General features: G+C 45.9%; 12 protein-coding genes and 3 tRNA genes. 6 read left to right on the forward strand and 9 right to left on the reverse strand.

Annotated features, from left to right (window positions below):
• Positions 1-45 precede the first annotated feature (45 nt).
• The 6 genes from KDD30_RS07720 (at position 46) to KDD30_RS07745 (ending at position 3355) form a co-directional block, all read left to right on the forward strand.
• Positions 46-1416, forward strand: coding sequence for an MATE family efflux transporter (locus tag KDD30_RS07720; RefSeq protein ID WP_211649228.1), 1371 nt, complete (start codon positions 46-48; stop codon positions 1414-1416).
• 120 nt (positions 1417-1536) lie between these two features.
• Entirely contained in the window at positions 1537-2589 is a 1053-nt protein-coding gene (locus KDD30_RS07725) for a DUF3080 domain-containing protein (RefSeq protein ID WP_249199240.1), read from the forward strand.
• A 40-nt stretch (positions 2590-2629) separates the two neighbouring features.
• A complete protein-coding gene (locus KDD30_RS07730) occupies positions 2630-2890 on the forward strand; it encodes a DUF5062 family protein (RefSeq protein ID WP_211649236.1) in 261 nt (86 codons plus the stop codon).
• Between the two features lie 160 nt (positions 2891-3050).
• A tRNA-Val gene (locus tag KDD30_RS07735) sits at positions 3051-3127 on the forward strand.
• 28 nt (positions 3128-3155) lie between these two features.
• Positions 3156-3232, forward strand: a tRNA-Val gene (locus KDD30_RS07740).
• Between the two features lie 46 nt (positions 3233-3278).
• Positions 3279-3355, forward strand: a tRNA-Val gene (locus KDD30_RS07745).
• On the opposite strand, the gene KDD30_RS07750 is transcribed toward KDD30_RS07745, so the two are convergent.
• The 9 genes from KDD30_RS07750 to KDD30_RS07790 form a co-directional block, all read right to left on the reverse strand.
• Positions 3344-3979 (reverse strand): hypothetical protein, encoded by a 636-nt coding sequence (locus KDD30_RS07750; RefSeq protein ID WP_249199241.1) that lies wholly within the window; start codon positions 3977-3979, stop codon positions 3344-3346. The genes KDD30_RS07745 and KDD30_RS07750 overlap by 12 nt on opposite strands.
• Positions 3980-4084: 105 nt before the next feature.
• On the reverse strand, positions 4085-5281 hold the full coding sequence (locus KDD30_RS07755; protein ID WP_211649238.1) for a phage tail protein: 1197 nt from the start codon (positions 5279-5281) through the stop codon (positions 4085-4087).
• Positions 5282-5605: 324 nt separating this feature from the next.
• Positions 5606-5818 (reverse strand): hypothetical protein, encoded by a 213-nt coding sequence (locus tag KDD30_RS07760; RefSeq protein WP_211649240.1) that lies wholly within the window; start codon positions 5816-5818, stop codon positions 5606-5608.
• Between the two features lie 433 nt (positions 5819-6251).
• On the reverse strand, positions 6252-6821 hold the full coding sequence (locus KDD30_RS07765; protein WP_211649242.1) for a hypothetical protein: 570 nt from the start codon (positions 6819-6821) through the stop codon (positions 6252-6254).
• Positions 6822-7509: 688 nt separating this feature from the next.
• Positions 7510-7692, reverse strand: coding sequence for a hypothetical protein (locus KDD30_RS07770; RefSeq protein ID WP_211650171.1), 183 nt, complete (start codon positions 7690-7692; stop codon positions 7510-7512).
• A 57-nt stretch (positions 7693-7749) separates the two neighbouring features.
• The gene (locus KDD30_RS07775) at positions 7750-8604 is read right to left on the reverse strand and encodes a M14 family zinc carboxypeptidase (RefSeq protein ID WP_211649244.1); all 855 of its coding nucleotides are present in this window, start codon (positions 8602-8604) and stop codon (positions 7750-7752) included.
• Positions 8556-9533 carry a hypothetical protein gene (locus KDD30_RS07780; protein WP_211649246.1) on the reverse strand — a complete coding sequence of 326 codons (978 nt, stop codon included), beginning with the start codon at positions 9531-9533 and terminating at the stop codon, positions 8556-8558. The genes KDD30_RS07775 and KDD30_RS07780 overlap by 49 nt, the downstream gene beginning before the upstream one ends.
• The gene (locus KDD30_RS07785; protein ID WP_211649248.1) at positions 9530-10384 is read right to left on the reverse strand and encodes an ABC transporter permease; all 855 of its coding nucleotides are present in this window, start codon (positions 10382-10384) and stop codon (positions 9530-9532) included. The genes KDD30_RS07780 and KDD30_RS07785 overlap by 4 nt, the downstream gene beginning before the upstream one ends.
• Positions 10385-10389: 5 nt before the next feature.
• Positions 10390-11313 (reverse strand): ABC transporter permease, encoded by a 924-nt coding sequence (locus KDD30_RS07790; RefSeq protein ID WP_211649250.1) that lies wholly within the window; start codon positions 11311-11313, stop codon positions 10390-10392.
• Positions 11314-11320: the final 7 nt, after the last annotated feature.

Here is an 11320-nt window from a genome sequence, read left to right on the forward strand (position 1 = left end):
GGGGCAAAACCCCTGTCTTTCTTCACCTGCCTGCTGGAGCCATTCGTGCATTTGTATCGCCAAGAAACTCAGCGATTATTAAAACTCGCTATTCCCGTTCTGATCGCTTCCGTTGCTCAAACCGCAATGAGCTTTATCGACACCGTCATGGCTGGCGGTGTGAGCGCCACAGATATGGCCGCCGTTTCGGTGGCATCCAGTGTCTGGATGCCTGCTATTTTATTTGGCATCGGTGTCCTTTTCGCGATGGTGCCTATCGTCGCTCAACTCAATGGCTCTCAACAGAAAGACAAAATTCCGTTTCAGGTTCAGCAAAGTTTCGTGCTGTCATTACTCATGTCCGTGCCGATTATTTTCGTGCTGTATAACGCAGGCGTCCTGATTGATTACATGGCCGTTGAGCAGGTACTGGCAGAGAAAACTATCGGCTACTTACATGCAGTGCTTTATGCCGTTCCGGCTTTGCTGATGTTTCAGGCACTGCGTAGTTTCTCGGAAGGTCTGTCTCTGACTGTTCCGGGCATGGTGATTGGATTTATCGGCCTGCTGGCCAACATCCCGCTGAACTGGATATTTGTCTACGGTAAATTTGGTGCGCCAGCCCTCGGTGGCGTGGGTTGTGGCGTTGCAACGGCCATCGTCTACTGGCTGATGTTTTTCTCTATGCTGGTTTATGTGCTGGTGAACCGGAAACTCAGTCAGGTGGGCCTGTTTATGACCTGGTACCGCCCGGAACTGAAAGCGATTCTGCGCCAGTTTAAACTGGGCTTTCCAATTGCTGCAGCCCTGTTTTTTGAAGTGTCCATCTTCGCCGCGATCGCCTTACTCATTGCGCCATTGGGTTCGATTGTTGTGGCTGCCCACCAGATTGCGATTAACTTCTCTTCTCTCGTCTTCATGCTGCCGATGAGCTTAGGTGCAGCCGTCAGCATCCGGGTTGGCCATCAATTGGGAGAGCAAAACTTTGATGGTGCCAGAATCTCAAGCCATTGTGGCATTTGGGTGGGTGTTGCAATTTCAATCGCCACCGCCATTTTGACCATCATCTTCCGCGAACAGATTGGGCTGCTGTACACCGACAATCCGGAAGTCATCGTCCTTGCAACCCAACTGCTGTTCCTGGCGGCTGTGTATCAGTGCAGTGACGCCGTTCAGGTTGTCGCTGCTGGCGCATTGCGGGGTTACAAAGATATGCGGGCTATCTTCATCCGCACCTTTATTGCCTACTGGATCTTTGGTCTGCCTGCCGGATACGTGCTGGGTATGACAAATCTGATCACTGAACCTATGGGCCCGCATGGCTTCTGGACAGGTACAATTGTTGGTCTGACTGCAGCCGCATTGATGCTGACCGTCCGGCTGCTTTGGCTGCAGCGTCAGGATCATGATTTTCAGCTGGCAATGTCCGTGCGATAAACAAGCGTTCTACCAAAGGCAGCGACAGCTGCCTTTTCTTTATCCCGAATGATTCCGCTGCACAATGAACCGCGAAGCCTTCACATATACTGAGAATAAAACGGTGATTGATACACAAACATGATGAACCCATGCCGAACGATTGTAACTTCCTCTCTTCTCCTGCTGTTGTGCATCGTCAGCCTCAGTGGCTGTGACAGGCCATCGTCCGACAGCAGCTTTGAGAACTATTCAGAACGGTTAGCCTCTGTGCTGGAGACCAATGCGCCCCCGCCTCCGAAAACATCAATTCCCCCTCTGCCAGAAACCAGCGATGTCCTACAACACACGCAAGACATTCGGATGGGTTTGCTGGATGCATATGAGCTGCGCCAGTGCGGATTATTCCAGCTCATCGCGGAACGGAATTCCGTCTTAGGGAAAGTACAGGACAGAACCCGGCAGCTTCGTTACGAACTCTTGTTACTGGATGGTATCGGCCATTGTCTGACGACCTTATCGGAAGACACTATACTCCACTCGCAGCTGTTCGACGTACAGCAAGCCAAGCAAACGGACCTCCCTCGCTATTTCTGGAACATGCTACTCGCAGGCGAAGAATGGCAAAAACAACTGAAACCAACCCACATCGCATTTATGATTGACCAGATGCCCGGTGCGACAGAAAGCCTGGAAAGCTTCAGGGGGCTGGCACAAATCGCCCAACAGATTACAGCGCAGCAATCTGTTCCGGCGAAGACGGCCGAGAGCCTGCTCACCTTTCAGGAAGCCATTCATGCTTATCGCTATCTCGGGCGACTGTTCTATTCAATGGCCCGAGCAAGAGACTGGCTGAACGCAACCACCGAAATGCTGCAAAATCAGGACAGCCGTGTTCATTGCGGCCCGAACCGGAATCAGCAAAAAGCGACTTACCTTGAAAACGTGTTTTACAAGTTTTACATTGACGAGATCCAGCCTTACCTCGCCCGACTCGACAGCCAGTATCAGGAAATTGCACCTGATCTGAAAACCCTGTTTGCCACCCCGCAACGCCCCGATTCACTGACAGATTATCAGGCCCTGTACATCGACGGGACATTACATCTTGAATTTCATCAAGCCACCCTGAACCATGTCACCTATTGGCAAAATCTGTTCAAGCGCTGCGGCATCAAAGTCGGACAGCCCTGAACTATGCTTGATGAATGACATCACGAAGGAGCGTGACACCATGAAAAAGATAAAAAATGAACAAAAGCTACTCAAAAAAGCCATGGAACTGGGGCTTGCATTCGCCAAAAAGCAAGGCTACGAGGATTTTGGCAAAGGTATTTCCGAAAAAGACAAAGTTGAATGTATTTACCGGCTCTTAGTGGATGTGAAGCAAATCACCCCGCTTGCCCCGGATCAGGAAGATGGCCCCAACATGAAACACAAACTTGCGATCTGGATATCAAGATTGTTACCGCCCGATCACGAGTTACTCCAGTAAAATTTCAGGAAAAACAGCGACTCACTGACCGAATCCACACCAGGCCGTACAAGTTGCAACCAAACGGTCACGAAAAATAAAAAAAGCCAACTCAAACACTTGCACCAAAGGGAGGGAGTCGCTAATATTCACCCCGTTCTCAGGCAGGACACAAAACAATACGACCGTAGCTCAGCTGGTTAGAGCACCACCTTGACATGGTGGGGGTCGGTGGTTCGAGTCCACTCGGTCGTACCAAATCCTGCATTAGAATAACTTAAAATTTGCGTCTGTAGCTCAGCTGGTTAGAGTATCGCCTTGACATGGCGGGGGTCGGTGGTTCGAGTCCACTCAGACGCACCAAATTTTTTCAATATGCTAAAGCGTGTTGAAGCAAAAACTGAATAAAGCGTCTGTAGCTCAGCTGGTTAGAGTATCGCCTTGACATGGCGGGGGTCGGTGGTTCGAGTCCACTCAGACGCACCATACAGAGAAGCCCGTTCGAAAGAACGGGCTTTTTCTTTGCCTCAAATTCAGGAAGTACCAGGCAGTCCTTCCGTTTTCACATGAATAAAATTTGGTCAGATCAGCTTTTTCCTTTTCGGCGGCGGTGTGCTGTTCGGCAGAGAGTTTCAGCCCTTTGGTGTTCGCTTCGAACAGTGCGATCAATTTCTGCCCCTGTTCGTGACTGACGTCATTGGGATGAATTCCGACGCTCAGGTATTTAAAGCCTTCTTTGGTGACTTTACTGATGCCGAGTTCGTACCACTCCACCTCTGCACGTAGTCGACCGCGGTCGGTAAACAGGCGACGCACCACCGCCCCGGCACCGTTTTCAGGCTGGTGCGCAAGGTCGATGTTGATTTCCTGGCCATAGACGTTCTCGTTGAAGTTTTTGACCAGGTCATCGAACATTTGCTGGGTCAGTTCGAATTCGCCATAACGCGGATCGTTAAATTTGCCGGTTCGGGTAATGGTGACAACACTGCGTTTACTGCTGCTGTGGGTATCCACCTTCACAGCATCCGACAGGAGATGAATGGCCCCGCTGGCCGGTGCTGCACTGAGTGCCAGCACAACACTGGCGGTAAGAAAGGATTGTTTGCTCATGTCTCTGCCCTAAAACGGAAAAGCCCCTGAGGATTAACTCAGGGGCTCGGTCGCCATCAATGTGGGGAGAGTGGCAGAGAGTTAGTGGCTGTGGGAGGGGTAACGTTACTGCTTTACACAATACAATAGAGCAATAAATGGAGGCATATTATTGTGCGAATTATTACCACCAACAACTGAAGTTTGATATTTTTGATATTTACCGCCATTTCTAGCCCAAAAATCAGCACTAGGGCCACCGTCCCAATCTAGCCTTCCCCACGGGACTCTATATCCAGCATGGGAATGAGCTGGCATTTCAGATACCGTTAGTTTGTGATTTTCTTCACCACCATTATTTCCTAGCTTCCAATTGGTTAATACCTGTCCATTTTGATCTTTATTGCTTTCATTGTTATTCCCTATACCGAGGATAAACCGCCCCTGCGCTCCCCTAAAGGGATGCCAGCCCCAACCAGTTGGACATTTTTCTAAATCAAATGCCATTACAGCCCCACTTGGTATTTTAGGGTAAGAGCTTAATAATTCCTCCAAATCATCAAGTCTAGCATTCAATCCATCCATCGTAATTTCTTTTATAATTTTACCAGGCAATTTCATTGATGGCCTCGTATATCCCAAGGTAGTATTAAGATTTACTGATACAGATTCACTTGCCTCTTTATGACAGTCCAAAACAAACTTGTCAGATGTTATTTTGATTGGTAAGGGTTTATTATTATATGTGCATTTTACAGATGAAGGTAGTATTGACTTAATTTCTAAACTTTTAGGGTCTCCCACTCTTTTATAATACCTCACAAAGATAAAAAAATTATCGAATGAAGGTTGAAGTTCAGCAAAAGCATATACCCCTGAATCTTCAATTCTTTTATTCAGCATATCTCGTATACATGTGTTCCATGATGTCAATAGACGTTGGTCAATCATAGTTTTAACTGAGCTAAAATATTCCTTCTGTCTAAAATCAGAAAACCTTGAAGAACAAAATTTATCTCTGTATAGCTTAAATACATTATTATCTTGCTTGGCCTCAGCATTCAATCCCAAGAGCATACTCCCCAAAGGGATGCTTAGGCCAATTTTTCCAGCACTATCACTCATTTCAGAATAAGAATTAAATTTCTCACTACAAATTTCACTTTGCAATTGAATAAATTTATCCCTATCACTAATTACTTGTTCTCTATTACTAATTCCTTGGTCTAGTACAGCATTACAAAATTCAGGTGAAATCTGCTGTGCCAATAACATATTGGCATTAAGGACAAAAAATATAAATATAAAAAACTTAGATGCCATAACTAAGCCCTCTGTTAATCTATGAATTCTTAACAACAGATTTATAATAGCTACATCAATAAATATAGATGTACAACTAGTAAGACATTTTCATCCACTAAGTTTAAACTGAATTAAATCATCCCACCGGCACTTCCACCCACCGCTTACACCGGCACAGCGCTACACCCTCTGCGACTTTGACGCAACGGGAGCGGATGACGCCTTGCTGGGTGAAGATGCAGTGGCCGCATTCGCAGACGACGGCTGGGTATGGCCCCGCCAGTTCCTGGTACATGGCATCGAGTCGTTTTGGTTCAAGTTCGGTGACGTTGGCCTGTACCATCATTCTGTCTCCATCTTGAGTAAGGCGATATCGAGCTTGTCGCCGATAGATGCAAACAGATAAAAGAGTTGTTCAGCAGTGAGGGTTTCAACCGGGCCTGAGGTTGCGCCGGAGATTGCGGCTAACCCGCCAATCATTTCCCGGGCTTCGAGGACTAAGGTGTGCGGATCTTTGTTGGTTGCTTGGAAAACAGAAGCTGAGTTATTAGACATTAGATGTCTCCTGTGCAGTGCAATCAAACGTTGCCACACGGAGACGCCAATACTCACGATGGTGGCAACTCGGACAGGGTTGGCGTAACCAGCTACACAGGACCTGGCGCGACCGAAGTCGCCCCCATCCGAGCCGCCATAGAATACATCATTTTCTAGGTATGCGTGAACGCCGCCCAACAAAAAAGACGCTGAGCGCGTCTTCCGGGCTCTCTTAGTGTGCTGGACGCCAATCCAGATAACAGATTTTGCTGTTATGGATATGAGCTTAACTGCGCATTTTTGGGGTGTCAGGCATCAATGCTCATAATGATACGCTCGAAAAAGAGAGTATCAGGTCACAACTCGATCTGCAGGTCAAACAGGATTAAATTGGTCATACAATGTTCACGATCTCACCCTGGGTAAGTTTCAAACAATTTAAATACTAATATCATGTGATGAATATCAAAATAGTAGCTAATACTAAAGAAATAACACTTAGCCATGCCCCTAATGCCGCAATTCGATAATAAGCACTACGATAGATTACTTCTGGTATCCAATTATCTAATTCTTCTTGTTCAGCTTCAATGTATGACTTATCTACCATTTCAGTTGTTTTGCCCCAACTAAGTTGTAATAAACAATTTAAAGCCGAAACAATAGAAGCCGCCCAAAACACCCAAAAAAATATGATCAAAACTGACGAAGGATATAATTCTTTACAAACAACTCCAATTAAGATAGCCAACAAAGACATAAACTGTAAGAGCGTAGCACATCGATCATTTATAACATCTAAATGTTTCCATAAAAATTCCAGCCTGTCACTTCCATATTCACAACTCCAGGCTATTTCTTCTTTGTATAAATTTTTTCCTTTTTTTATATAACAAAAAACTCTCAGATAATTATCCCACAACTTAACTCTTTCATTAAACTTATCAGCATCATACAATAGTGGAAACTCATCCTTACAATCCATGATTGGCCGAAATGAACGCCATATTGAATTATTCACCCTCTACCTCCTTTACGGAATATAATCTAAACCTCAACAATAAGTTTAATCACCGTAAATTTAAACATAATAGTTATGGTGTATATCTTTCAAGTATAAACTTATAGATACCCCCCTACAGTATCATTCTCAATAAATATCAACTTATTTTTTGACTTGCCATACCTTGGAATAAACTATGGGTGAATTTATTTTAGCCGATGGACTATTAACACATCGTTATTGCTCTTGAACTATGATAGTTTACTACAAGTTACTGAATTCACAAGATGCTGTCCCATCCGCATAAAAGGTTACAAGAAATTATTTGCCATCTTGGGTTAATTTCGAAATGTTACCCAAAAATAACCAATTTATTAAATCCAGCACTACTCTCAGGAGGTCGCGAGCGAATAAAATTAAAACCTACCGAATAGGCAGGTTAAAGTAAATAATATATAATGTTTAGGTTTGTCAATTACTTCCCGTTTTAATCGGCACACTCACCCACCGCTTACACCGACACAGGGCAATGCCCTCGCCGATCTTGACACAGCGAGATCGGATCACGCCTTCGCTGTCGCAGATGCGGTGGCCGCATTCGCAGACAACTTCATTCACAATGGGTTTCACTGAGTGGTACTGAGGGAGTTGTTGTGCGGTATTCAAGGTTTGCTCGTAGTTTTCTACCCTTCCCGGCTCTGGCCTTTCAACCAGCTGATACGGTCGGTCTGGCTGGTTCTGTTTCCTCTGTCACTTCATCCACAAACATCACTTGCTCATAACTCAGCGTATTGGGATGAGCCGGCCACGGGCTTTTGCCTTTCGACTTGACCTCGCTGAAGTCGAGGGCCGATTCCCGTTCCTCTTCCTGATCAATCGTCCGGCCCATTCGATGCCGTGGTCGACCCGCACTTTCAGCGTCATATTCAGATCCGCCAAAAACAGGTTATTTTTGCTCAGCCGATCCCTTCACCAAACTCAATTGCTTTAAAGACTGAAAAACGTCATACGCAGCGAGCACAGTGGCCATCTGAATATTGTGGCCCGCAATAAAATCATGATCAAAGATGCTTTCATCTGGGTACTCTGTGAGAAGTTGAAGCGGCACATCACATTGCTCGACTGCTGAAATAACACATGGGAATTGGTTAATTAATCTGAATCCAGTCTCTCCCGCATGGATTTCATACAAACGAATCTGTTTTTTGTTCATCGCTATCACTTCTGGATAACGATTCAGTTTCCGAGTCAGTGCCTGAATAAATCGCTCAGCAAATTCGGCCCAATCCGATGTATTTTGATACCGTAAAACCAAGAAGAATCCCTTGGGAATGGTCCACATCTCAAAACCTTGGGGAACATAACCTGATAAGGGTCTTGTCCATTCATGTGAAGGGTAACCGTGCAGATTAATATGTAATTGTGCGCCACTCAGCTGAAAAGCTTGCCGGCGTATTTCTTTTTCATACCAAGGTGCTTTAGAGCGAAACTCGAGATCATCGCCCAAAGCAGTATATCTGGAGGCATGGTGCATATGTTTCGCATTGTCTCTGATCAGTTCATGATGTAATGCATAACCATCTGGATTTTCTAAAGGTGAAATGACAAAGTGAGCCTGTGGACGCGCTGACAAATGCGAAGCAGCTCTTAATGCACCAACCACCCCGGTTGTTTCATTCGCGTGTTGTCCCCCACTGATCATCACTGCACTCTCATTCCCTTGACGATAAATGGCCCTCACCTTATTTCCGGTCACTGTCTCGGCCTCAATGGACCTGCCCGGGATTGCTGCGAGCGCCATACAGACTTGCCGGGGGATAAAGGTTGAAACGCTTTATCCAGCGGTTGCAACTCACTTTCGGGAATGAAAAACGGGTATGGTTCAATGTCTAAATCATAATCATAACCCTGATGAGAAGAATGGCAGATAAAAGGAATGATTTGCCCAGGCTGAGAATTTCTCTCCGTTTTGCACTTCCCTTCCCGAAATTTAAACCACTCCTGAATTGAGAAGTAGAGATCTTCATGCAGTGCTTCTTTCAGACTCATGACTTCATGTTCATATCCCACGGGTTCATCCTTTACAGGAATCGCCACTCTGACACACAATCGCTCGAAATAGGGTGGCTTCTCAGGCCATGGATAGGATTGAACCACGTTCATCAGCGCCTGAAATACTTTTTCATAATCAGTCGCCAGACGTTCGTCCCGAAGACATTCACCTTGTGGGTTATAAAGCTTAATCCATCCCGTCGGTGACAGACTCTCCTCACCCGTGATCGAGGATGATACATGGTTGGGTGCAAAAACAGTCACTGTTTTACTTTCATCCAGTTCATTACAAAAAGTGACTGAATAACAGTCTGAACAGGTTTCATCCGGGAAAAAGCGAAGCGGTTTATCCTTGAGCATCGCGCCCAGAGGATAAGCTTCAAGCAGAAAGCGCTTTTCTGATGCATGTGGACTGACCGGATAACCAATTTCAATGGATTGAGATGGGTACTGTTCGAAAGAAAAAGATTCGAGAAAAAAGTGCACTAAAGGTTTATAAGCACTGAATATTCTGGCTTCGATCCCCAATTGTCTCAGCTTTTTTTCTGCGGCCAATCGAGTTGGATGGTCCGCGAATACCCAGACTTCAAGCTGAAATCCCTGATAATCTTTGTGCGAGAACCCATCTATCAGCGCTTCCAACGTCGAGCGGGATGTCCCTGAACTTAAATGGCTCATTTAACTGTCCTCCCTGTTGGATCTAAGGTATCGCGCAACCAATCACCCAGCAGATTCAATCCCAGAACTGTCAGCAAAATTGCAATTCCCGGGAAAAAGCTCACCCACCAGGCCGTTTGAATATAAGTTCTGCCATTCGCCAGCATCCCTCCCCAGCTGGGCGTTAACGGATCAACGCCGAGTCCCAAAAAAGTCAGGCTGCTTTCCAGCAATATATTATTGGCGACATTGAGAGTCATCAGTACAATCACAGGACCAATCAGATTTGGAAGTAGATGACTGAACAAAATATGAAAGTGGCTTACTCCAATCGCTCTGGCAGATTGTATAAACTCCCGATCACGAAGTGAAAGAACTGAGCCTCTGACCAAACGCGCATATTGAACCCATTGAGAAATAATGAGCAAAATAATCATATTTGTCAGCCCCCCGCCGACAATGGCAATAAAAGTGATGGCTAACAAAATAAAGGGCATCGCCAACTGAATATCAGCAAAACGCATGACAATGACATCAAAAAAGCCCCGAAAATATCCTGCAACAAGTCCCATGAGCACACCAAAAACCACTGCCCCCATCACTGAAATAAATCCAACCTTCAATGATACTGTACCGCCGGAAACAACACGTGCCAGAACATCCCGACCTAAAGGATCTGTACCAAACCAGTGCTCCGCTTGCGTAAAAGGAGCAACAAGCCGAGCAGACAAATTGATTTTGTCTGCCATCCCCTGAAATAAGAGGTCTGAGCACAAAACCAGTAAAATGATTCCACCCGTCAGGATGAATCCGAATATAAATTCAAATTGTTTAAAATGTCTGAGACGACATGCCTGTGTCAACGTTGTCATCAGTCTCACTCCGTTCTGATCCGGGGATCAATCAGTCCATATGCAATATCCACAAGCAAGTTCACCCCAACAATCAACATCGATAAAACGGTAATCACGGCTTGTAATACCGGATAATCACGTGCACTCACTGCATCGAACGCTAATGTGCCCAAACCAGGCCAGCTAAATACTTTCTCAATGACGACGATGCCACCCAGTAGCCCCCCAAATTGAAGACCAAAATAGGTGACCAGTGGAATGGCACAATTACGGAGTGCATGCTTATAAAGTACCTTGTTTTCACTCAAGCCTTTCGCTCGCGCAACCATGACATATTGTGACTGCAACGTTTCCAGCATCGCCGTTCTGACCAAGCGAACATTTGTGGCAGTCAGAATAATGGCCATGGTGATTGCAGGCAGAATAAAGCTACTGATGCTATCTTTCCCGCTTGGCGGGAGCCATTGAAGCGTCACTGAAAACACCAGCACCAGCATTAAAGCCAGCCAGAAGTTTGGAAACGACAAGCCAATCAATGAGCCAATCCGAATTATTTGATCAACCCACTTTCCTCTCGAGACTGCTGCCTGAACGCCTAATGGCACCGACACAAGTATGGAAATCGCCATCACAACGAGTGCCAGAGAAAGCGTTGCTGGCATGGCCGGTCCAATTAATTCAGCGACTGGCGTCCCTCCCATAAAACTATTTCCAAAATCGCCGGAAAACAGCCCTTTCACAAACTCGGTGTACTGGACCCAAAATGGCTGTCCCAACCCTAAAGATTCTCGAATCAGAGCCAGATCGGCTTCCGTGACACTACCCGCCCCCTGAGTAAGCATTAAGGCAGGATCGCCAGTTAAACGAATGGCATACGCAACCACCAAAGTGATGGAAAACAGTACAAAAGTGGCTTGAATCAATCGCTTTATCAGAAAGCTGATCATAAACACG

The sequence above is a fragment of the Photobacterium sp. GJ3 genome (assembly GCF_018199995.1).
In the GTDB taxonomy this organism is placed as follows: Bacteria; Pseudomonadota; Gammaproteobacteria; order Enterobacterales; family Vibrionaceae; genus Photobacterium.